Origin of the sequence: Paroceanicella profunda, from assembly GCF_005887635.2 — a bacterium.
GTDB lineage: Bacteria > Pseudomonadota > Alphaproteobacteria > Rhodobacterales > Rhodobacteraceae > Paroceanicella > Paroceanicella profunda.
The window spans coordinates 3,889,761-3,910,912 of the sequence record NZ_CP040818.1; the positions used below are offsets into that span (position 1 = coordinate 3,889,761).

At 70.5% G+C, this 21,152-nt stretch carries 18 protein-coding genes, 1 tRNA gene and 1 pseudogene; 9 read left to right on the forward strand and 11 right to left on the reverse strand.

All coding sequences use genetic code 11. The annotated features are described in order from the left end of the window. Positions 1-758: 758 nt before the first annotated feature. From FDP22_RS17380 to FDP22_RS17400, 5 genes are all read left to right on the forward strand, one after another. Positions 759-2,819 carry a response regulator gene (locus tag FDP22_RS17380; RefSeq protein WP_138575965.1) on the forward strand — a complete coding sequence of 687 codons (2,061 nt, stop codon included), beginning with the start codon at positions 759-761 and terminating at the stop codon, positions 2,817-2,819. A gap of 495 nt (positions 2,820-3,314) precedes the next feature. Then, positions 3,315-4,241, forward strand: coding sequence for an acyltransferase (locus tag FDP22_RS17385; protein ID WP_138575964.1), 927 nt, complete (start codon positions 3,315-3,317; stop codon positions 4,239-4,241). Between the two features lie 149 nt (positions 4,242-4,390). Further along, positions 4,391-4,831 (forward strand): DUF6841 family protein, encoded by a 441-nt coding sequence (locus FDP22_RS17390; RefSeq protein ID WP_138575963.1) that lies wholly within the window; start codon positions 4,391-4,393, stop codon positions 4,829-4,831. Between the two features lie 239 nt (positions 4,832-5,070). Further along, on the forward strand, positions 5,071-5,355 hold the full coding sequence (locus FDP22_RS24595) for a hypothetical protein (RefSeq protein ID WP_138575962.1): 285 nt from the start codon (positions 5,071-5,073) through the stop codon (positions 5,353-5,355). Between the two features lie 301 nt (positions 5,356-5,656). Continuing rightward, positions 5,657-6,535, forward strand: a complete 879-nt coding sequence (locus tag FDP22_RS17400) for a bifunctional helix-turn-helix transcriptional regulator/GNAT family N-acetyltransferase (protein ID WP_138575961.1) — start codon at positions 5,657-5,659, stop codon at positions 6,533-6,535. An 84-nt stretch (positions 6,536-6,619) separates the two neighbouring features. Here the strand turns inward: FDP22_RS17400 and FDP22_RS17405 are convergent. From FDP22_RS17405 to FDP22_RS25285, 4 genes and pseudogenes are all read right to left on the reverse strand, one after another. Beyond that, a tRNA-Pro gene (locus FDP22_RS17405) sits at positions 6,620-6,696 on the reverse strand. A gap of 45 nt (positions 6,697-6,741) precedes the next feature. Further along, positions 6,742-7,233: a DUF192 domain-containing protein gene (locus FDP22_RS17410; protein WP_138575960.1), complete on the reverse strand. Its 492-nt coding sequence runs from the start codon at positions 7,231-7,233 to the stop codon at positions 6,742-6,744. A 34-nt stretch (positions 7,234-7,267) separates the two neighbouring features. Continuing rightward, positions 7,268-7,621 carry a cold-shock protein gene (locus FDP22_RS25280; RefSeq protein ID WP_346728836.1) on the reverse strand — a complete coding sequence of 118 codons (354 nt, stop codon included), beginning with the start codon at positions 7,619-7,621 and terminating at the stop codon, positions 7,268-7,270. Between the two features lie 51 nt (positions 7,622-7,672). Next, positions 7,673-7,861: pseudogene (locus tag FDP22_RS25285) on the reverse strand (cold-shock protein); the annotation flags it as partial. Positions 7,862-7,996: 135 nt separating this feature from the next. Between FDP22_RS25285 and FDP22_RS24600 the strand changes: the two are divergent. Continuing rightward, positions 7,997-8,809, forward strand: coding sequence for a hypothetical protein (locus FDP22_RS24600; protein ID WP_138575958.1), 813 nt, complete (start codon positions 7,997-7,999; stop codon positions 8,807-8,809). Positions 8,810-9,062: 253 nt separating this feature from the next. Here FDP22_RS24600 and FDP22_RS17425 read toward each other — a convergent pair whose 3' ends face one another. Continuing rightward, entirely contained in the window at positions 9,063-9,806 is a 744-nt protein-coding gene (locus FDP22_RS17425) for an SDR family NAD(P)-dependent oxidoreductase (protein WP_138575957.1), read from the reverse strand. 385 nt (positions 9,807-10,191) lie between these two features. Then, positions 10,192-10,809, reverse strand: a complete 618-nt coding sequence (gene pdxH / locus FDP22_RS17430; protein WP_138575956.1) for a pyridoxamine 5'-phosphate oxidase — start codon at positions 10,807-10,809, stop codon at positions 10,192-10,194. 218 nt (positions 10,810-11,027) lie between these two features. On the opposite strand from pdxH, the gene fabI reads away from it, so the two are divergent. The 3 genes from fabI to FDP22_RS17445 all read left to right on the forward strand — a co-directional run bounded on the left by fabI (position 11,028) and on the right by FDP22_RS17445 (position 13,431). Next, positions 11,028-11,834: an enoyl-ACP reductase FabI gene (fabI, locus tag FDP22_RS17435; protein WP_277884140.1), complete on the forward strand. Its 807-nt coding sequence runs from the start codon at positions 11,028-11,030 to the stop codon at positions 11,832-11,834. Beyond that, on the forward strand, positions 11,831-12,334 hold the full coding sequence (gene gpt / locus FDP22_RS17440) for a xanthine phosphoribosyltransferase (RefSeq protein ID WP_138575954.1): 504 nt from the start codon (positions 11,831-11,833) through the stop codon (positions 12,332-12,334). Before fabI ends, gpt begins: the two co-directional genes overlap by 4 nt. 608 nt (positions 12,335-12,942) lie before the next feature. Next, on the forward strand, positions 12,943-13,431 hold the full coding sequence (locus FDP22_RS17445) for a tellurite resistance TerB family protein (RefSeq protein WP_138575953.1): 489 nt from the start codon (positions 12,943-12,945) through the stop codon (positions 13,429-13,431). A 560-nt stretch (positions 13,432-13,991) separates the two neighbouring features. Here FDP22_RS17445 and FDP22_RS17450 read toward each other — a convergent pair. The 5 genes from FDP22_RS17450 to FDP22_RS17470 form a co-directional block, all read right to left on the reverse strand. After that, positions 13,992-15,383: a TRAP transporter large permease gene (locus FDP22_RS17450; RefSeq protein WP_138575952.1), complete on the reverse strand. Its 1,392-nt coding sequence runs from the start codon at positions 15,381-15,383 to the stop codon at positions 13,992-13,994. A gap of 4 nt (positions 15,384-15,387) precedes the next feature. Then, a complete protein-coding gene (locus FDP22_RS17455) occupies positions 15,388-16,095 on the reverse strand; it encodes a TRAP transporter small permease (protein ID WP_138575951.1) in 708 nt (235 codons plus the stop codon). 103 nt (positions 16,096-16,198) lie between these two features. After that, entirely contained in the window at positions 16,199-17,197 is a 999-nt protein-coding gene (locus FDP22_RS17460; RefSeq protein WP_138575950.1) for a TRAP transporter substrate-binding protein, read from the reverse strand. Positions 17,198-17,950: 753 nt separating this feature from the next. Next, positions 17,951-19,258: a sigma-54-dependent transcriptional regulator gene (locus FDP22_RS17465; RefSeq protein WP_138575949.1), complete on the reverse strand. Its 1,308-nt coding sequence runs from the start codon at positions 19,256-19,258 to the stop codon at positions 17,951-17,953. Beyond that, complete coding sequence (locus FDP22_RS17470; protein ID WP_138575948.1) at positions 19,255-21,084, reverse strand: sensor histidine kinase; 1,830 nt, start codon at positions 21,082-21,084, stop codon at positions 19,255-19,257. The genes FDP22_RS17465 and FDP22_RS17470 overlap by 4 nt, the downstream gene beginning before the upstream one ends. Positions 21,085-21,152: the final 68 nt, after the last annotated feature.

The following is a 21,152-nucleotide window of genomic DNA, read 5'->3' on the forward strand; positions in this document are numbered from 1 at the left end:
CGCCACCCCTCAAGGTTGTCCCGGACCGTTTATCGGCGGATATTTGCCAGTGCTTTCAACCTTCAGGCATGTTTCTGCCGGATGCGCGCCAAGGTTGCAGAAATATGGAAACAGCCACTGGGCTTCGGGCGACGCCGTTCCCGGCATCGGGACAGCGGGCCGCGCGCTGCGCGGGCCGCCCGCGGGAGGGCGCGACATGGTGTCATCGCCCGGACCCTCGGGCCGGGGAGGCGGCGCATCGGCGCGCGGGAACCGATTCGCGGCCCGTGCCGCCGCGGCCCGGCACGGCGGCGCCCGCGCCGGCCCGGCCAGGCGCGGAACAGGCGCCGCGGCGCCGCCACGGCCGCAGCCCCTTTCCACACCCCAAGGTTGAGGGATTTTGCCCAATACGTTGACAGGCAGCGCCCGAGGTGGATTAGTCTCGGTGACATGCCGTTATCGCACCCGGTGTCGAGTCGTTCTCCGGTCCGGTCCGACAGCGCAGAACGCACGGCTCCGGGAGGGAGACAGGTCGCCCAGCGCAGGGCCGCCGGACCACCCCCCCACCGAGCGAACGCCTGAAGCAGCGGCGCATGCACGCACCGCCGAGTAGTGTTTTTGAACAGGGCATGGAACGTGTGGAAAGAAGACGGACCGATGTGTCGCGCGTGTAGAGCGGGTCGCCTGTCCCGAACCCCGTCGGTGCTTCGCCGCCGCCGCGGGCCCGCCGCGCGGGCCGCACGACCGACACGCTCTCCGCCTCCGGCGCGGCCCTGCGCATGAGCGACACGCACCTCCTCCCGCCCGACTTCTCCGCGAGCCCCGTGATCGCCCGGGTGCGCCGCTCCGCGCTGGTCCTGGCCGCGATGGCCGCGGTGATCGCGCTGTTCACCCTGTTGCTGGGCTGGATAGCGGGCGTGCAGGCCCTGGTGCGCCTGGACCCGGATTTCCCCGCCATGGTTCCCGAAACCGCGCTGTGCATCATGCTCGGCGGACTCGGCGTGATATGGACGATCTGGAGGCCGCGACAGCTCGTGGTGCCGCAGGTCTGCGGCGGGCTGATCCTTGTGCTGGTGGCCATGGCCCTCACCCAGCCCATCCGCACCATCGCCTTCCGCCCGCTGGACAGCATGTCCGTGGCCACCGCCCTGGCCAGCGTGCTGGTGGCCACGTGCCTGATGCTGCCGCGCGAGGGCGACCCGTCCCTCGCCCGGCTGCACACCACGCTGCAATCGCTCGGCCTGTCGGTGGTGATGGTGCCGGTGCTGGGATACATCTTCGACGCCGAAGCGCTGTTCGCGAATGCCGTCTACACCTCGATGGCCCTGCACACGGCGCTGGGGTTTCTCGCGCTCTTCCTTGCGCTGCTGTGCGAGCGGCCCGCCCAGGGCTGGGTGGGGGTGTTGCTGTCCCCCGAGCGCGGCAGCGAGATGGTGCGGCGCATCCTGCCGGTGATCATCTTCGGCCCGATCATCATGTGCAGCCTCACGCTCTACGCCACCTACCACGAATTCATGACGCCGAATTTCCGCCTGGCGGTGCTCACCTTCATGATGATCTGCGCCACCGGGGTGGCGGCGCTCCTCTTCGCGCACCAGACCAATCTCTCCGAGCGCCGGGCCGCGGCGGTGGAGGCCTCGCTGCGCCGCAGCGAACTGGCCCGCGCGCAGACGGAACTGGCCATGTCGCGCAGCCAGAAGGTAGAGGCCCTGGGAAAGCTGGTCGGCGGGGTGGCGCATGACTTCAACAATTCGCTGGCCGTGATCCTGGGAAATCTCGAGCTGCTGGAGGAGGATGACAGCGCCGCGGCGCGCCAGCGCTACATTTCGGAGGCCATTGCCGCCTCCAACAGCGCCGCCCATCTCACCCGCCAGCTTCTGGCCTACGGGCGCCGGTCCCGGCTGGAATCCCTGCCCAACGTGCTTGACGATCTCATCACTCCCACGCTGGAGATGTTCCGCAGGGTGAACCCCGCGAACATCGAGATCGTCACCGACCTGGACACCGACCATGCCATCGTGATGCTCGACAGCGCCAACTTCCAGCAGGCGCTGCTCAACCTGCTCATCAACGCGCGTGACGCGATGCCGGCGGGCGGGCGGATCACCCTCTCCACCCGGGTGGAAACCCTCGCGCAGGAGAGCGTGGCGGGCTTCGACCAGTCGGAGGACCTGCCCCCCGGCACCTATGTCACCGTGAGCGTGCGCGACAACGGCACAGGCATGGACGCCGCCACGCTGAACCGCGCGGACGAGCCCTTCTTCACCACCAAGGGCATCCACGAGGGCACCGGGCTGGGCCTCTCCGTGGTGTCGGGCTTCTGCCGCCAGTCCGAAGGCGGCCTGCGCCTGCGCAGCGCCCCGGGGGCGGGCACCACGGTGTCGATGGCCTTCCCCCTCGCGCAATACGCGGACCCCCTGCCCGCCGTGCCGCGTCCCAGGCCCAGCGTGACCCCCGGGGCCGGCGCGGACATCCTCATCGTGGACGACGAGATCCGGGTGTCGCGCGTGATGGCGCGGCAGTTGCAGCTGGACGGCCACCGGGTGCGCATCGCCCTCAACGCCGAGCAGGCGCTGAACGTGCTCAGCACCGAGGACGCCCCGGACCTGGTGCTCTCCGACCTGGTGATGCCCGGCGACATGCAGGGCCACGCGCTGGCCGAAACCATCCGCGAGCGCTGGCCGCAAACCCGGATCGTGCTGATGTCCGGCTACGAATCCGCGCGCCGACGCCGGGAGATCTTCGGGCTGCGCGACCTCGTCTTCCTGCAGAAGCCGGTGGACCGCGCCACGCTGCGCGCCACCGTCCTGCAGGCCCTCAACGGCGATGAGGCCGGCTGACACGCCCTGAGGCCGCATCCCCCGCCCAGGCCCCGCCGCCACTGGCGGCAGCCAAGGCTCCCCGGCGCCACCGGCGACAGGAATGTCTCCCACCGCAACCGGCGGCAAGCACGTCTCCTCACCGCCACCGGCGGCCGCCACGTCCCCCACCGCCACCGGCGGCAAGCACGTCCCCCACCGCCACCGGCGGCCGCCATGTCCCCCACCGGCACCGGCGCGGGACAGTCGCCCCGCCGCCACCAGTGGCAGGAAGGTCTTCCCGGCGGGTGGCAGCGGAGGCTTGCCGGCGCTCCCGCCGGCCCCGACGGCCCGCCATGCGGCCCGATGGCCACCGCACCGCTCCTCCGGCCGGTCCGGCGCAGCACGGCGGCAGCCGGGCTGGCGGGAGTGTGCCCGCGGCGGGGACACGGTCTGGACATTCCGGCCCCGGGCCGTCAATTTCGAGGCATATCCGTCATCGCCCCGCCGGAGAGCCGCCTGTGCGCCGGATGAGCGATGTCCAGCGCAAACACGCGCCCGCAGGGCCGCGCCCTCAAGGTCATGCTGCAGACGATGCCCAACCCCTCGCCCCAGGACGCTGCGGATCTCGCCACCGCTCCCGCCCGGACCGACGGTGCGCTGTCCGCCGCCGCGCGCAACCGCACGGCCGGCGCCGACGGGTTCCCCGACCCCGACACCTCCGGCTTCCTGCGCCTGAGAGCGGACAAGTCCGGGCGCGAGACCCTCTCCGCCTGCGGCATCAGAATCGCGCCGGGGGCCGACCTGTCGAACACCGTGCTGCTGCACCCCGATCTCAGGCGCAGCCCGCTGAAGCTGGATTTCGGGCGCACCCGCGACAACCTGGTGGTGCTCGGCCATGCAAGGCGCATCTCCGGCGCGATGCATTTCACGGGGAACGCGAACACCTGCGTGCTCTACGGCTGCAAGATGCAGAAGGGCCGGCACGGCTCCTACACCCTCAGCCTGCGCGTCGTGGGCGAGGGCTGCACCTTCTACGCCGGGCCGAACACCACCATGGGCGGCGTGAACGCCTGGCTGCAGGGCGCGGCCAGCACCCTGCTGATCGGCGAGGATTGCATGCTCTCCTGGGACGTGATGCTGCGCACCGGGGACGCCCACAGCGTGATCGACGTGGGCAACCGCGAAGTCACCAACCTCGCGCGGGACCTGCTGATCGGCCCGCATGTCTGGCTGGGATACGATGTCCACGTGATGAAGGGCGTGGAGATCGGCGCGGGATCTCTCGTCAGCTCGATGTCGGTGGTCACCCGCAGCATTCCGCCGCTCACGGCCGCCGCCGGCATCCCCGCGAAACCGATCCGCTCCGGCACCACCTGGTCGCGCGCCGAGCACGCCACGCCCGAGCAGATCGAGGAGATCCTCGCCCGGCCCTACCTCGCCGTGCACGCCCCCGCCCCCTGAGGCCGCGCGCCCTGGTCTCCTGCCCCGGCCGCGCCGTGCACAGGCGCGCTATTCTTTAACGCATCCGGTGCAAAATCAGGGTATACATGCAGGCAGGGGTTTGTCCGTGTGCGAACGGGATCGGGTGCGGAGTGAGGGAGCACATCCAGATGACGGAGTACCAGAAATGGCTCGATACGATCAGTGCGAGCTACAAGGACGGCGATTACGACACTTACGTTGAGTGCTTCGAGCTGCCGTTCACCGTGATTACCAACACCGCGAACATTCTTGTGACGGAGAAGGACGAGCTGCGGGCGGGCTTCGACGCGCTGTGCCACATGCTGCGCGGCGAGGGAATCACCGATTCGATCCGGATCGCCTCCAATGTCCGCAACCTCGGCCCGAACCTGATGATCGGCCGGTACGACACCCACCTGCTGCGCGGCGCCAACCGGGTGTTCGACCCGCTGCTGAGCGCCACCACCCTGCGGCGCAGCCCGGACGGGCAGTGGCGGGCCTGCAGCTTCACGCTGGATCTCGGGAATGCGCAGTGGCCCTTCTACACGCTGATGCTGCCGCAGACATCCGCCACGATCGTCGCCGCCTGATCCGGCCCCGCGGAGCCCTTCCGTGGATGATTGGCAGGCCTGACGAGAGAGCATTACTCTCTCTTGTCGAAATCGGCTAAGTGTCCGCCGACCGGGTGCCCACCGGTGCCGTGACTCGACTTCAACGCCACTCCGAGAGTTCACACCGCGCCGCAATGGACACACAGAACGATCACCCTTACGACCCCCTCTCCGCCGGCGACCCCGCTCCGGACCCGGAGTCCGCCTGCGGACAGGGCGTGGACGACGCCAGCCTCTCCCGCAGCATCAGCCTGCTTGCCGGCGTCATGCAGCGCAGCCCCAAGGCCGTCGCCGGCTCGCGGGACGCGCTGATCGCCAGCCTGTCGGAGCAACTGGTCCGCATGCCGGGAGCAACGGGAACATCGCCCGAGGGGGCTGCCCCGCTGCCCCCCAGCATGACCCCCTGCCAGACGCCCCGCCCCCGCAAGACCGGCTGCAACGACGATCATTGCGGCCTGCAGATCGACGGTCACTGCTCCTTCGTCCGCCCCCCGACCGGCTGACATCCGTGCCGCCCCGGCCGGCCGCCGTCGCCTCGCGCCCGCTGGTCCCACGGCTGGTGGCTGGTGGCTGGTGGCTGGTGGCTGGTGGCTGGTGGCTGGTGGCTGGTGGCTGGTGGCTGGTGGCTGGTGGCTGGTGGCTGGTGGCTGGTGGCTGGTGGCTGGTGGCTGGTGGCTGGTGGCTGGTGGCTGGTGGCTGGTGGCTGGTGGCTGGTGGCTGGTGGCTGGTGGCTGGTGGCTGGTGGCTGTGAATGCCGCGCGGGCCGCTTGACCGCAAGATATTATCTGACGTAAGTCAGGTATCATGACCATCACGCCCGTCGCCCGCTTCCGTCGCTTCAACCGTGCCGTCACCACCGAGGTGGGCGCGCTGGACAGCTCGTTTCTGGGCCGCGGCCGCCCGTTGGGCGCGGCGCGGGTGCTCAATGCCGTCGGACACGGGCATGCGGATATCGCCGATCTGCGCGCCTATCTCGGGCTCGATTCCGGGCTGATGAGCCGCCTCCTGCGCGGGCTGGAGGCCGAGGGCCTCCTCTCCACCGCCCCGCATCCGCAGGACGCCCGGCGCCGCGTCGCCGCGCTGACCGCCGCGGGAAGGCGCGAGTTCGAGGCCTACGAGACACTCTCGGATGCCCATGCCGAGGCGCTGCTCGCCAGCCACCCGCACCCGGAGGCGCTGCTGGCCGCGATGGACCTGGTGGCCTCCGCCCTCGGCCGGTCCCGGATTGCGATCCACCGCACCGACCCGCTCAGCGACACGGCGCGCCACTGCCTCGGCGCCTATTACGCGGAGCTTGGCCGGCGCTTCGCGCAGGGGTTCGACGTGGCGCGCTCGCGCGATCCGGAGGCCGCGGACATGATCGCCCCGCGCGGCGCCTTCCTCGTGGCGCTGTCGGACGGCCTGCCCATCGGCTGTGCCGCGCTGAAGGGCACCGGTGGCGCGGTGGGGGAGGTGAAGCGGGTCTGGGTGGCGCCCGCGGCGCGGGGGCTCGGGCTGGCCCGGCAACTCATGCAGGAGGTGGAGGACGCGGCCCGCGCGCTCGGCATGACCACCCTGCGGCTGGACACGAACCGCGCCGCGCTGCCCGAGGCGGTCCGGCTCTACCAGCGCAGCGGCTGGACGGAGATCGACCGGTTCAACGACGATCCCTACCCCGACACCTTCTTCGAAAAGCCGCTCTGAAGCGCGGATGCCCGCGCCCCTCCGCCAGCCGCACCGCGCTGCCGGCGCCTGCCCCGGAAAAGCGGGGCCCGGTGAATGAGGAGATGGTCGGGGCGAGAAGATTCGAACTTCCGGCCTCTGGTACCCAAAACCAGCGCGCTACCAAACTGCGCCACGCCCCGACATGCGCCCATGTACCCCGGAGTCTCCCGGAAGGGAAGAGCGCATCACTCGCCCGAGCAGGGCCAGGCGGCGACCGCGGGGTCGAAGGCCGGGTGGCGCATCACGTCGCCCGCCTTCAGCCCCAGCCGCGCGGCGAGACCGCCGTTGATCTCCAGCACCGCCAGCGCCGGGCCTTCGGAGGGGATGGGTGTGAGATCCCCCGGCACCGCCTGAGGATGGATGTGCCGCACCGTGCCCGTGGCGTCCAGAAACAGCATGTCGAGCGGAATCAGCGTGTTCTTCATCCAGAAATGCGCCTCGGCGGGCTGGTCGTAGACGAACAGCATCCCGGAGAATTTCGGCATGCTCTCGCGGAACATCAGCCCCTGCGCCCGCTCGGCGGCATCATCGGCAAGTTCGACGGAGAAGCGCACTGTCCCGAAGCCGCCGCGCAGATCGGCCGTGTCGGGGGCACAGGCGGCGGAGGCGGCGCCACTGGCCGCGAGGATCAGGGCAACGCCCAGGGCGGCAGCCAGTCGGGCCGGGGATTTCCTCATTCACGCACTCCGTTCGCGCCGGCGGCTCCGGAGGTCAGGCGATGGTGCCGCCCCGGGCCTGGTTCTCACCGATGGCCCTCTCCCAGACACAGACCTCGGCGGCCATGTGCCCGCGCGGGCCCTCGATGATGCGTACCGCCACAGCCTCGCCCGGCGCAAGGTCCCCGATCGCACTGCAGCGCAGCACTTCCATGTGAACGAAGACGTCGCTGGGGTCTCCGAACACGTTCACGAAGCCGAAGCCCTTCACCTTGTCGAACCATTTCACCCGCGCGGGCTGCAACGGCGTGTCGACATCCGCGGCCGCGACCAGTTCGGTCGGCCGGGGTTCCCTGTTCTGGGTCGGGATATCGGCAGCGGCGGGCTTCTCCATGGACAGGATGCTCACGGCTTGCCGGCCCCTGTCCGTCGTCTGCGTCTCGAGAGTAACCGCGCTCCCCTCGACCGCGGTCGCGTATCCGTGCGCCCGCAATATGTTTGCATGGAGCAGGATATCTCCCCCTCCATCGTCAGCTATCACGAAGCCGTAACCCTTCGAGGTGTCGTACCATTTGACGACACCCACAACAACTTTGCCCAAATCAGGCATCATCCCTCCGATTGCAGAACCGGATATCGCGCAAAGCATCCGCGATTATTCCAAACCCATTTGAAACCAATGCAGTCGCCGCCAACACGGCAAAAAACCTTGACTGCAATAATGCGCGACAAGGGTTTGAAAGCAAGATAATGTTTCCGAAACGACAGCAGGCAAGACGCATCTATGACATACCGCAAGGCTCGACAGGGCCGGAGTTTCCCGTTCCTCGTACTGGCGTCACTGCTCGCGTCCTGCGCCGCACCGGACCCGTCGTCAGCCCCCGCCGTCGCGGCGCCGCAGCGTTTCCTGCTGGCAGAGACCCTTCCCGACCTCATCGTGGACGATGCCGCGTCACAGCGGGATGCCGCGGCGATCGTGGCCCGCGTGGCGGCGCTCGGTCCGCGTCCGCGCATCGATGCGCTGGCGCCGGAGTTCGTTCCGCTCTTGTTCAACGCACCTGCCGGGCGCGATTTTCTCGGCCTCGCCGAGCCGAAGGTGCTGGTGTCCGGCAGCCCGGCGCTGCAATGCCCGGCGCTCGAGCCCGGGGCGGGCGCAACGCCCGAGGCCGCGATGGCGGACGGGGTGCAGGCCTGCCGGGCCGCCCTGCGCGCGGCCGGCGCGCCGGAAAGCTGCGGGTGCCGCCTGCTGGCCGCGGACCATGTCCTCACCGGCAGCCGCGAGGATTACGCCTATGCCCGGGGCATCCCGGCGCGCCAGACCATCGGCGGCAAGCTCTCTTCGCTGCGCATGGTGGCCGAGCAGCAGGGCGCGCACGCGCTGGTGCTCTACGCCGGCAAGCAGCCCGTGTGGGAAGTGGGAGAGCCGGAAGCCGGCCGCGCCACGCTGCGGGCCCTCTCCGCCGACGGGCCGGTGACCGCCGGCACCCGCATCGAGGCCCGCCGCCGCCGCGTGGGCCTGGACCGGGGCCGCTACGCCGAACGCATCGACGCCACTCTCGCTGACGGCCGGGATCTCACCCTGCTCATCGGCCAGTAACCCCCCGCCTGCCCGCGCCGAGGCGCGCAAGCGCAGTGTATCCGGCCGGACTTCGGTGCGGTGCGGTGCGGTGCGGTGCGGTGCGGTGCGGTGCGGTGCGGTGCGGTGCGGTGCGGTGCGGTGCGGTGCGGTGCGGTGCGGTGCGGTGCGGTGCGGTGCGGTGACCATCCCGCCGCCGGGAACCGCGCGCAACCCGGGAGTTGGCGCGTGGTCCTCCGGCAGGGGCGGGGCCGCCCCTGCCGGGCGCCCGCCTTCAGACGTGCTGGCCGCCGTTGATCTCGATCTCCACGCCGGAGACGTAGGAGCTTTCCGGCGTGCACAGGTAATAGATCGTGCGCGCCACTTCCTCGGGGCGTCCCAGCCGGCGCAGGGGGATGTCCGCGGCCAGCTCGGCGGTGCCCGGCGACAGGATGTCCGTCTCGATCTCCCCCGGCGCGATGGCGTTCACCCGGATGCCGTAGGGCCCGAAATCATTGGCCATTTCGCGGGTGAGGCCGGTGAGCGCCGCCTTGGACGTGGCATAGGCGGAGCCCGCGAACGGGTGCACCCGCGCCCCGGCGATGGAGGTCACGTTCACCACCGCGCCCTTCGCCGCCTTCAGTTCCTCGATCAGCCCGCGCGCCAGCACGATGGGCGCGAAGAAGTTCACGTGGAAGACCTGCCCCCAGGTGCGCAGGTCGGTGTCGATGGTGTTGAGGCGCGCGCCGCCCTCGCCCTTGGGCGAGATGCCGGCATTGTTCACGAGCGCGTCGAGCCGCCCTCCGGGAAGCCGCCTGCGGATCTCGCCCACGGCGGCCATGGTGGCATTGGGGTCGGCCAGATCGACCTGGATGTGATCCTCCGGGCCCATCTCCCAGGGGCAATCCTCCGGGAACGGCTGGCGTGAACAGGAGATCACCCGCCATCCCGCCGAGGAGAAGCGCTTCACCGTGGCATGGCCTATGCCCCGGCTGGCGCCGGTCAGAAGCAGAGTCTTGCGCTGGTTGCTGTCGGGCATTGGGTCTCCGATGGAATGGGGTACGGGGGTGAGAGTGGTGCCGGCCCGGGGGAAAGGCAAGGCCCCCCGGGGCCCGCTGGGCCGCGCCCGCGGCAGACCCGCCGCGCCGCCGGGCCAAGTGCACCTCCGGTGCAGCCTCAGGCAAAGCGCATCTCCGGTACGGCTTCAGGCAAAGCGCACCTCCGGTGCGGCTTCAGACAAAGCGCACCTCCGGTGCGATGTCGGACCACGCGCGCCTCCGGTGGGACGTCGGAACAGGCGCGCCTCCGGTGCGGCCTCAGGCCCGCGCACCTGCGGTGCAATCTCAGGTCAGCGCACCTGCGGTGCAATCTCAGGTCAGCGCACCTGCGGTGCAATCTCAGGTCAGCGCACCTGCGGTGCGACGTCAGGGATTGAGACGCGCCACCTCCCATTCCGTCGCGGAAGGGTCCGCCCGGGTCCAGCGAAAGCGGTCGTGCAGGCGGTGCGCGCCGTCGGCCCAGAACTCGATCTCCACCGGGCGGATGCGGAACCCGCCCCAGTGCGGCGGACGCGGCGGGTTGGGGCCCTTGAGGGCCGTTACCTTCGCCACCTCGGCCATCAGCGCCCCGCGCGACTTCAGCGGGCGGGACTGTTTCGAGGCCCAGGCCCCGAGGCGGCTGGCAAGCGAGCGGGAGGCGTAATAGGCGTCGGCGGCCGGGCCGTCCTCCTTCTCCACCAGCCCGCGCACCCGCACCTGCCGGCGCAGGCTCTTCCAATGCATCACGAAGGCGGCCTTGCCGGTGGCGAGGATCTCGCCGGCCTTCGCGCTCTCGTAATTGGTGTAGAACACGAATGCGTCATCCTCGATGTCCTTGAGCAGGACCATGCGCACGTTCGGCAGGCCCTCGGGAGACACCGTGGCAAGGGCGATGGCGTTCGGGTCGTTGATCTCGCTCGCCGTGGCCTCGGCAAGCCAGTCGCGCACCAGCGCAAACGGGTCCGTGGCGGCGAATTTCCCCGATGGGGCCTCTGTCTGCGACATGCTCTGTCCTCGTGTCTGCGGGGCCCCGTGACGGGGCGTCCGGGACGTGGCGCGGGGCCTGGCCGGGGGGCTGTTCCGGCCTCCGGTCCGGGGCGAAAATACTTTCCCCGACGCACATGTCCATGCCCCATCGTTCTTGCGGCGGCCTTCCAAACACCTTAAAGGCAGGGAAACCAGAAGATAAATGCGAGGTCGGAATGGTCGGTGCGGCGGGTTTGATGAGCGGCAAGCGCGGGCTGATCATGGGTGTTGCCAATGATAAGTCCATTGCCTGGGGGATTGCCCGGGAATGTGCGGCCGCAGGCGCCGAGATAGCCTTCACCTTCCAGGGTGAGGCACTGGAGCGGCGTGTGCGCCCGCTGGCGGAATCCATCGGGTCGGACATGATCCTGCCCTGCGACGTGACGGACCCCGCATCGATCGACGCGGCCTTCGCCGCGATCGAGGCGCGATGGGGCAAGCTGGACTTCATCGTCCACGCGATCGGCTTTTCGGACAAGAACGAGCTGCGCGGCCGCTACGTGGACACCAGCTACGCGAATTTCGAGCTGACGATGAACGTCTCCGTCTATTCCTTCACGGCTGTCGCGCAGCGCGCCGAGAAGCTGATGGGCGACGGCGGCTCGATGCTCACCCTCACCTATTACGGCTCCGAGCGGGTGATGCCGCATTACAACGTGATGGGCATCGCGAAATCGGCGCTGGAATGCTCCGTGCGCTACATGGCGATGGACCTCGGGCCGCGCGGCATCCGGGTGAACTCGCTCTCCGCCGGGCCGATCAAGACGCTGGCGGCCTCGGGCATCGGCGATTTCCGCTACATCCTGAAGTGGAATGAGCTGAACTCCCCCCTGCGCCGCAACGTGACCACCACGGACGTGGGCAAGGCCGGGATGTACCTGCTCTCCGACCTCTCCTCCGGCGTGACGGGCGAGAACCACCATGTCGATTCCGGATACCACGTCGTGGGCATGAAGGCCGAGGACGCACCGGACATCGACGTCGTTTCGGGGCGCAAGGAATGACCGACCGGCTGCCGCACGAGAAAGGGTTCCACGTCTCCTGGGACCAGATCCACCGCGACAGCCGCGCGCTCGCCTGGCGGCTGGACCACCAGGGCCCGGGCGAAGGCGGGGTGTGGACGGCCGTGGTCGCCATCACCCGCGGCGGCATGGCCCCGGCGATGATCCTCGCCCGCGAGCTCGACATCCGCGTCGTCGACACGATCTCGGTGAAGAGCTACGATCACCAGACCCAGGCCGAGGCCCATGTCCTGAAGGCGCCCGACGCGGCGATGATGGGCGACGGCACCGGCATCCTCGTGGTCGACGACCTGGTGGATTCCGGCAAGACCCTCGAACTGGTGCGCAGCCTCTACCCGAAGGCGCATTTCGCCACCGTCTACGCCAAGCCCAAGGGCCGGCCGATGGTCGACACCTACGTGACCGAGGTGAGCCAGGACACCTGGATCTTCTTCCCCTGGGACATGGCGCTGCAATACGTCGAGCCCTACCGGGGCCGCTGAGCCCCGCCCGACCGCCGGGCGCTCTTCTTGAGCGTGTCCGGCAGCCCACGGTCTCTGCTCCGCCTCCCCCGGGCCCCTCTCCCCCGCGCACGTCGCGCCGCCCGGTCTCGGCCTCCGCGCATGGCCCGTCTCTCCTGCGCGTGCGGCGTCAGCCGGTCTCTCCTCCGCGTAGCGCGCCTCGCCAGCGCGCTTGGCAGCGCCCGGTCTCCCCCACGGGCACGGCCCGTCTCTCCTTCGCGCGGGGCTCCGGCCGGCCCCTCCTCCGCCTCCCGAGCAGCGCGTCCCTCCAGCGCGCCCGGCGGCGCCCGGTCTCCCCTCACGGGCCCGGCCCGTCTCTCCCTCGCGTGGGGCTCCGGCCGGTCCCTCCTCCGCCACCCACGTAGCGCGTCCCTCCAGCGCGCCCGGCGGTGCCCGCCCCCCTCACGCGCATGGCCCCTGCTTCGGGCGCGGCGGCTGCCGGCCTCTCCTCAGTGTCCCGAGCGGGGCGCGTCTCTGCCGCGCGCCCGGTGCCGCCCAAGCGCCCTCACGGCGGATCACGCGCCATCACGGCCCCGGGGCCGGGCCCGCGCGCGCTTGAGGCTGGCGGCGGGGGCGTTATATCGTGGGGCATGTTCAGCAATTTCTTCGAATCGCTCATGGCCGCCTCCGGTGGCGAGCGCCGCCTCCACGCCGATGACGAACGCCTCGCGCTCGCGGCGCTGCTGGTGCGCGTCGCCCGGGCCGACGGCGTGTACGAGGCCTCCGAACGCGCCGAGATCGACCGGGTGCTCGCCGCCCGCTTCGCCCTCTCCACGCCCGACACCGAGGCCCTGCGCAGGTCGGCTGAGGCGGTGGAGAACGACGCGCCGGACACCGTGCGCTTCACCCGCACCCTCAAGGACGCCGTGCCCTACGAGCAGCGCCTCGGGCTGGTGGAGGCGCTGTGGCAGGTGGCCCTGGCCGATGACCGGCGCTCCAACGCGGAGAACAACCTGCTGCGGCTGGTGGTGAACCTGCTGGGCGTGTCGGACCGCGACAGCGGCATCGCCCGCCAGACCGTGCAGGACCGGCTCGGCGCAGGCGGCCCGGCCACACAGGGCGGCCCCTGGGGCGCCTGAGCGACGCTCCCTCTCCGTCTCGCCGCACTCCCGAAGCAGGACCTGTTCCTGGTGCCCGCCCTTGCGGCTGCCTCGGGACACTCACTGGCGGCGTCTCCCGCCATCTGCAGGCCCTCATCCTCACCGGCCCTCTCCAGAAAATCCGGCTCGCGTTACCAGCCTTGCGCCCGGCGGAGGCTGTTTCCGTCACCAGCCGTGCGCCTGGCGGAGGTCGCTCCCGTCACCGGCCGTGCGGCCGGCGGGGCCTGCTCAGGTCCCCAGCTTTGCGCCAGGCGGGGATTGCTCCCGTCACCAGCCGTGCGCCCGGCGGGGGTTGCTCCGGTCCCCAGCTCTGCGCCGGGCGGGGGCTGCTCCGGTCCCCAGCTTTGCACCGGGCGGGCGCTGCTCCCGTGATCGGCCGTGCACCCGGCGGGGGCCCTTGCCCTCGGGGGCATCGAGCCCCGTCGGGCGCCCGGCGGCGGCGGCGCGCCCGGGCGCCTCTCTCCGGACAGGAAAAGGCCCGGCAGGGCCGGGCCTTTCGCGGGTCAGGATGCGGCAGCGGGGCGCGGCCCCGGCGCCGGTCACTTCACGATGATCTCCGGCCCCATGCGCGAGTTCGGCAGCCAGGTGCTGAGCGCGGGAATGTAGGTGACCATGATGAGGAAGACGAAGAGCACCGCCACGAAGGGCAGAGCCGCCTTCACCACCCGCATCACCGACATGCCGGCCACGCCGGAGGTGACGAAGAGGTTCAGCCCCACCGGCGGCGTGATCATGCCGATCTCCATGTTCACCACCATGATGATGCCCAGATGGATCGGGTCGATACCCAGGTCCACCGCGATCGGGAAGATCAGCGGCGCGACGATCACGATCAGGCCCGAGGGCTCCATGAACTGCCCGCCGATGAGCAGGATCACGTTCACCACGATGAGGAAGCTCCACCAGCTCAGGCCCGCGTCGAGCAGCGAGGCGGCGAGTTCCTGGGGGATCTGCTCATCGGTGAGCACGTGCTTGAGGATGAGCGCGTTGGCGATGATGAACATCAGCATCACCGTGAGCTTGCCGCTCTCGAACAGCGCCTTGCGGGTGTCGGGGTGGAAGAAGGCGGTGACCGGGCTGAGCGGGCGGCGATGGAACGGGAGCGGACGGCCGTCCGTCCCGGCCAGCGGGCCCATGTCGCGGTAGACGAAGTTCGCCACGAAGAAGGCGTAGACGGCGGCGACGGCGGCGGCCTCCGTGGGGGTGAACAGCGCGGGCGTGAGGCCCGGCACGCCGTAGATGCCCACCATGATGACCACGATCAGCAGCAGGCCCCAGAAGGCGTCACGCGCGCCGGTGCCCACCTCACCCCAGCCCTGCCACTCCCCGCGCGGCAGGTTGCGCAGGCGGGCGACGACGTAGATCGCCAGCATCAGCATGAAACCGGCCAGGATGCCGGGGATCACGCCGGCGAGGAACATCCGCCCCACGGAGACATCCGTGGCCGCGGCATAGACCACCATCACGATGGAGGGCGGGATCAGGATGCCCAGCGTGCCCGCGTTGCAGATCACCCCGGCGGCGAAGTCCTTCGAATAGCCCTGCTGGCGCATGGCGGTGATCACGATGGAGCCGATGGCGACCACGGTGGCCGGGGAGGAGCCCGAGAGCGCCGCGAACATCATGCAGGAGAACACGCCGGCGATGGCGAGCCCGCCGGGCATGTGCCCCACGCAGGCGATGGCGAAGCGGATGATGCGCCGCGCCACGCCGCCGGTGGACATGAAGGTGGAGGCCAGCACGAAGAACGGGATGGCGGTGAGGGTGTAATGCCCGGCCATCGCGTTGAAGAAGGTCTGCGCCACGGCGCCCAGCGAGGTGTCCGACAGCACCAGCAGGAAGACCATCGAGGAGAAGCCGAGCGCCACGGCGATCGGCACGCCGACCAGCAGCAGGCCGACGATCATGATGAAGAGCAGTGCGACGTCCATTGGATCAGCCTTCCTTGTCGGCGCGCGCGGCCGCGTCTTCGACGAGTTCCTCGGCCTCGTGGCTCGCGATCACGTTCTCGATCTCGCCGCGCCCCAGCCGCACCGCGGCCTGCACGAAACGGAAGGTGAGCAGCGCGAAGCCCAGCGGCAGGATGAGATAGGGCAGCACCCGGGGGATCTTCTCGTACTCGTCGCCGTCATTGAACCAGCCGGAGAGGAACTCCAGGAACCCCGGCATGGGAATGTCGCTCACCTCGTACCAGCCCTGCGGCAGGAACTGCGGCACGAAGCCGGTGGGCAGCCAGCGCCCGGTGGTGGGGGGGAGATTGGCGAACGGCGCCCAGTAATCCCACGAGCCCTTCAGCAGCAGCAGCGCGTAGAGGATGCACACCAGCACGGCGAACCCGCCGAACATCCGGCGCACCGGCAGCGGAAACACCATGATCAGCGCATCCACCCCGAGGTTGGCGGAGACCTTCACGCAATAGCTGATGCCGAAGATCACCAGCCAGGCGAAGAGATACCCTGTCATCTCCACCGCCCAGAGGAACTCCACCTGCGGCAGGATCACCCCGTTGAACAGGTAGCGGATCGGCACGTTGATGAAGGTGATGAGCGTCATCAGCCCGAGCAGAACCGCGATCGCCGTCTCCTCGAACCCGTTCACGAAGCGCGCCACGGGGCCCGCTGGCTCGATTGTCTTGCCGGACATGGCCGGTCCTCCTCCCCTGTTGTCATCCGATGCGCGCCGGCAATGGGCGCCGGACAGGGAGAGGCGGCCCGGGGCCGCCTCTCCGCTCTCGCCTGCGCGGGGATCAGTGCTTGTCGTTGATGCTCTGGGCCAGCGCGATGAACTCCGGGCTCACGTCCTTCTCGAACTGCTCCCAGACCGGCTTCATCGCCACCACCCAGTCCTTGCGCTGCTCGGGGGTGAGCTCGCGGATCACGCCGCCGGCGTCGAGGATGGCCTGGCGCGCGGCCATGTCCACCGCGTTCACCTCGGCGTTGCGCTCATCCGTCACCTCGTCGAGGATCTGGGAGATCTGGGTGCGCACGTCCTCCGGCAGGCCCATCCACCACTGGGCGTTCACCGCCACCAGGTAGTCGAGCAGGCCGTGGTTGGTCTCGGTGGAGCCGTCCTGCACCTCGAAGAACTTCTGGCCGTAGATGTTGGACCAGGTGTTCTCCTGCCCGTCGACGACACCGGTCTGCAGCGCGCCGTAGACCTCCGAGAAGGCCATCTTCTGCGGGCTCGCACCCAGCGCCGACATCTGCGCCACCAGCACGTCGGAGGATTGCACGCGGAACTTCAGCCCCTTCGCGTCCTCCGGCTCCAGAAGCGGCTTGTTGGCGGAGAACTGCTTCAGCCCGTTGTGCCAGAACCGCAGGCCCATCACGCCGCGCTTGACCATGCTGGACTTGAGTTCCTGGATCTCGTCGGTGCCCTGGAACTCGTCCACCGCTTCCATGTTCTTGAACATGAAGGGCAGGTCGAAGATGCGGAACTTCTTGGTGAACTGCTCGAACTTGGAGAGCGAGGGCGCGATCATCTGCACGTCGCCGAGCAGCAGGGCCTCCATCTCCTTGTCATCGCCGTAGAGCGAGGAGTTCGGGAACACCTCCACGCACACCTTGCCGTTCATCTCCTCGTTCACGCGCTGGGCGAAGAGGGCGGCCGCGAGGCCCTTGGGATGCTTGTCGGCATTGGTGACATGGCTGAACTTGATCACGGTCTCGCCGGGGTCGCACTGGGCGAAGGCCGAACCGGCCGCGAGGGTGAGAGCCGCCGCGGCGGCAAAGGTCGCAAGACGCATGGATGTATCCTCCCAGGATCTTCATTGGCCGGCATCTGCCGGCATTCGGCCGGCGTTGACCGGCTCACGCAGGGATAACAGCAGAGCGGAGGGCCGCCGCGCAAGCATCACGATCACGCCGCTTTGAGGCGGGCTTTTTCATTTCATTTCAATATCTTGCCTTACCATGCACATACCGCACCGCACCATGCGGAAGACAGGGTGTGGAAAATCGCACGGATCGCCGCCGGGCATTCCGATTTCCCGCCCGCGGCCTGACAGCGCACCGAATCACGCCCCGCGCATCGCCCCCGCGAAGCGCGGCCACACGTCGGCGCGGCCCGCGGCCGCCCACGGGCCCGGGCATCGGGCGCATCGGGCGCCTCGCGACATGCGCGGGACGCGTGGCCGCGGTTGCGCACCGTGCAAGTGCACACCCGAATGCCCCGCCCCTGACCGGGGAGCACAGCGGGGGCGACGCGCCGCGACATGCGCAGGGAGACTGCACGCGGGAGCGCCGCCTGGCATGCGGGCAGAGCGGCGCCCACCGGTCGCCGTGCGGCACGCGCGCGGCACCGCCGGTGCGTTCCGAAGGCGTGTGCGCAGGGCGTCGCCCACGGGGCGCCGCGCGGCATGCGCGCGCGGCGCCGCCAGTGCGCTCTGGTGACAGGTGAAAAGAACGGACCTCGCAGGCACTTTGCGGCACGCCGGGGCACGCGGCGCCGGCGGTGCGCTCCGACGGCGGTGCACTCCGGCGGCGGGGGTCGCCTCCGGTCAGTCCGCGTCGGCCTCGCTGCGGAACAGCTCGGGCTGCAGGCCGTGGCGCTTGAGCTTGTCATAGAGGGTCTTGCGCGGCAGGGCGAGCAGGTCGCAGGCCTCCGCCACCCGGCCGCCGGTGGCGCGCAGCGCCTCGGCGATCAGCGCGCGCTCCACCCGGTTCACCTGGCCGGCGAGGCCCGGTTCCTCCGCCGGGGCCTCCGCCTCCGCAAGGCCGAGCAGCCGCCGCTCGGCGACATTGCGCAGTTCGCGCAGGTTTCCGGGCCAGGGCCGGGCCAGCAGCCCCGCCAGTTCCCCCGGCGCGAGCGGCGGAACGGGGCGGGCGAACCGCCCGGCGGCCGCTTCGGTGAAATGCCGGTAGAGGGCGGGAATGTCCCCGGCCCGGCTGCGCAGCGGCGGGATGTCGAGCCGCGCCACGTCCAGCCGGAAGAACAGGTCGGCGCGCAGCGCACCGGAGCCGACCAGCGCCCGCGGGTCGGCGTTGGTGGCGGCCATGATCGACAGGCCCAGCCGGGTCACGCCCTCCGGCCCCTGGATCTCCCGCGCCTCGACCAGGCGCAGCAGCGCCGGCTGCCGGGACGGCGGCATGGAGCCGATCTCGTCGAGAAACAGCGTGCCGCCCTGCGCGCGCCGCGCCGCGCCCTCCTGCCCCTTGGCACCGAAGAGCACCGGCTCCGCCAGATCCTCGGTGAGCAGCGCGCAGTTTACCGCCACGAAGGGCCCGCCGGGGTGGCGCAGGTCATGGATGGCCCGGGCGGCCAGTTCCTTGCCGGTGCCGGTCTCGCCGGTGATGAGCAGGTCGGCCGGGGTGGCGCCGAGGGTGCGGATGCGCGCGCGCAGCCGCTCGGCCGGCTCCGAGGCGCCGATCACCCGCGCCGCGGGGTCCGCCCCCGAGAGCGCCTGGCGCAGGGCGCGGTTCTCCAGCACCAGCCGGCGCTTCTCGCAGGCCCGGGTGGCGACCTCGACGAGCTGTGCCGGCGGGCACGGCTTCTCCAGGAAGTCATAGGCCCCCGCCCCCATTGCGCGCACCGCCATCGGGATGTCGCCGTGGCCGGTGAGCAGCACCACCGGCAGGTCCGGGTCCAGCGCGCGGATGCGCGCCAGCAGGTCGAACCCGTCACGCCCGGGCATGCGCACGTCGGAGATCACCGCGCCGGGGAAGCCCGCGGTCACGTGGTCCATCGCCTCGATCAGGGCGCTGGCGGTGCGCACCTCGAAGCCGGCGAGGTCCAGCGTCTGGGCCAGGGCGGTGCGCACGGCGCGTTCGTCGTCCACCAGCAGGATGAGGGGGAGGGCATCGGTCATGCGGCTTCCTCGCGCGCGCCTTCGGTGAGGGTCACGGTGAACACCGCGCCACCGTCGGGATGGGTGGCCCCGCGGATCACGCCGCCGAAGCTCTGCACGATGCCGTAGGAGATCGACAGGCCAAGGCCCAGGCCATGCCCCTCCCCCACCTGCTTGGTGGTGTAGAACGGGTCGAACAGCCGGCCGGCGGCATCCTCGGAAAGGCCGGGGCCGCTGTCACGCACGCTCAGGCTCACCCGCCCGTCGCCGGCGCGCGTGGCACTGATCCCGATGTGCGGCGCGGGTTGGCCGCGCATCGCGTCCGCGGCGTTGGAGAGCAGGTTCACCAGCACCTGCGCGAGGCGCACGCCGCCGCCGCGCACCACGATGCCGCCGGGCGCCCAGTCCACCGTCACCCCCTCCTCGGCGAAGCGGCCCTCGAGCAGGCCCAGGCTGTCGGCCACCACCTGGTCCAGCGCCACGTCGCGCAGTTCCTCGCCCTCCCGGCGCACGAAGGCGCGCAGGTTGCGGATGATCCGGGCCATGCGGGCGGTGAGATCGGCGATCTGGGTGAGGTTCTCGCGCGCCTCCGCCTCGCGGCCACGGTCGAGCAGGATGGTGCCGTTCTCCGCGAAGGAGCGGATGGCGGCAAGCGGCTGGTTCAGCTCGTGGCTGATGCCGGCAGACATCTGCCCGAGGGCGGAGAGCTTGCCCGCCTGAACGAGGTCGTCCTGCGCGCGGCGCAGCGCCTCCTCCGCCGCGCGGCGCTCGGCCACCTCGCCGATCAGCCGGTGGTTGGTGCGGGTGAGCTCGCGCGTGCGCTCGCCCACCAGGCGCGAGAGCTCGGCGCGGGTGTCCTCCTCAAACTGCAGCCGGGCGGCCAGCGCGGCCCGGCGCTGCGCCAGCAGCAGCCAGCCCAGCCCCAGCACCAGCACCACGGCGCCGGAGGACACGCCCGTCAGCCGGGCGCCGGACAGCACCTCCCCGGTGTCGAGCAGGATATGGGCGTCGAACCCCAGCGGGTTCACCGGCTGCGACAGGTGCAGCACCGTGCCCGGGCGCAGGCCGAACTCCGCCCAGGGCGCGCCCACCGTCCAGGTTTCCCGGCCCTCGATGCTGCCGCGGCCGAACTCCGGCAGGTTGCGCAGCGGCGCCCGGTCATACTGGCGCGACAGGATCATCTCGGTCAGCTCACGGTCCGGCAGCAGTGCCGTGGTGCGGAACACCAGCCCGGGTTTCGAGGCGATGAACACCACGGAATTGCGGTCCGTGAACCAGATCAGGTCCTGCTCGTCCTGCCAGCCGGCCTCCAGCACCTCCACGTCCACCTTCACCGCCACGACGCCGATCACCGTGTTGTCGGGCGCGCGCACGGGGCTGGCGAAGAAATAGCCGCGCAGCGCGGTGATGGAGCCCCGGGCGTGGTAGCGGCCCAGCCCCCCGGCCAGCGCGTCGCGGAAATAGGGGCGGAAAGTGTAGTTGTTGCCGATGAACGTGGGCTCGCGGCGCCAGTTGGAGGCGGCGATGGTGAGCCCGTCCGGGCGCATCAGGTAGATGTCGAGCGCGCCGGTGAAACCCGCGAGCCGCTCCATCAGCTCGTTCGCCTCCGGGATGGCGCCGGGCATGTCGCCGAGGCTGCGCGCGATCACCGGCATCTCCGCCACCAGGCGCGGCAGGGCGCGGTAGCGGTCGATCTGGCCTTCCAGGCGGTCGCGCGCCAGGCGCAGGGTGTTCTCGCCCCGCGCGGCAAGGCGGTCCATGCCGGTGCTGCGCCCGGCCCACCACCCCACGCCGCCCGCCAGCAGCGTGGCCGCGAGGATCAGGCAGAACGGCAGATAGCGGCGCATGGCACCTCCGGTTCGCGGCGAGGGCGGCAGATTAGGGGCTTCCCCCGTTGCGCGGAAGTCCCCATGGT

What these genes read in the sequence shown, in the direction of transcription:
- FDP22_RS17380 (WP_138575965.1), top strand. Translation starts at nt 759, where the DNA reads ATGAGCGACACGCACCTCCTCCCGCCCGACTTCTCCGCGAGCCCCGTG.
- FDP22_RS17385 (WP_138575964.1), top strand. Translation starts at nt 3,315, where the DNA reads ATGTCCAGCGCAAACACGCGCCCGCAGGGCCGCGCCCTCAAGGTCATG.
- FDP22_RS17390 (WP_138575963.1), top strand. Translation starts at nt 4,391, where the DNA reads ATGACGGAGTACCAGAAATGGCTCGATACGATCAGTGCGAGCTACAAG.
- FDP22_RS17400 (WP_138575961.1), top strand. Translation starts at nt 5,657, where the DNA reads ATGACCATCACGCCCGTCGCCCGCTTCCGTCGCTTCAACCGTGCCGTC.
- FDP22_RS17410 (WP_138575960.1), bottom strand. Translation starts at nt 7,233, where the DNA reads ATGAGGAAATCCCCGGCCCGACTGGCTGCCGCCCTGGGCGTTGCCCTG.
- FDP22_RS24600 (WP_138575958.1), top strand. Translation starts at nt 7,997, where the DNA reads ATGACATACCGCAAGGCTCGACAGGGCCGGAGTTTCCCGTTCCTCGTA.
- FDP22_RS17425 (WP_138575957.1), bottom strand. Translation starts at nt 9,806, where the DNA reads ATGCCCGACAGCAACCAGCGCAAGACTCTGCTTCTGACCGGCGCCAGC.
- pdxH (WP_138575956.1), bottom strand. Translation starts at nt 10,809, where the DNA reads ATGTCGCAGACAGAGGCCCCATCGGGGAAATTCGCCGCCACGGACCCG.
- fabI (WP_277884140.1), top strand. Translation starts at nt 11,028, where the DNA reads ATGAGCGGCAAGCGCGGGCTGATCATGGGTGTTGCCAATGATAAGTCC.
- gpt (WP_138575954.1), top strand. Translation starts at nt 11,831, where the DNA reads ATGACCGACCGGCTGCCGCACGAGAAAGGGTTCCACGTCTCCTGGGAC.
- FDP22_RS17445 (WP_138575953.1), top strand. Translation starts at nt 12,943, where the DNA reads ATGTTCAGCAATTTCTTCGAATCGCTCATGGCCGCCTCCGGTGGCGAG.
- FDP22_RS17450 (WP_138575952.1), bottom strand. Translation starts at nt 15,383, where the DNA reads ATGGACGTCGCACTGCTCTTCATCATGATCGTCGGCCTGCTGCTGGTC.
- FDP22_RS17455 (WP_138575951.1), bottom strand. Translation starts at nt 16,095, where the DNA reads ATGTCCGGCAAGACAATCGAGCCAGCGGGCCCCGTGGCGCGCTTCGTG.
- FDP22_RS17460 (WP_138575950.1), bottom strand. Translation starts at nt 17,197, where the DNA reads ATGCGTCTTGCGACCTTTGCCGCCGCGGCGGCTCTCACCCTCGCGGCC.
- FDP22_RS17465 (WP_138575949.1), bottom strand. Translation starts at nt 19,258, where the DNA reads ATGACCGATGCCCTCCCCCTCATCCTGCTGGTGGACGACGAACGCGCC.
- FDP22_RS17470 (WP_138575948.1), bottom strand. Translation starts at nt 21,084, where the DNA reads ATGCGCCGCTATCTGCCGTTCTGCCTGATCCTCGCGGCCACGCTGCTG.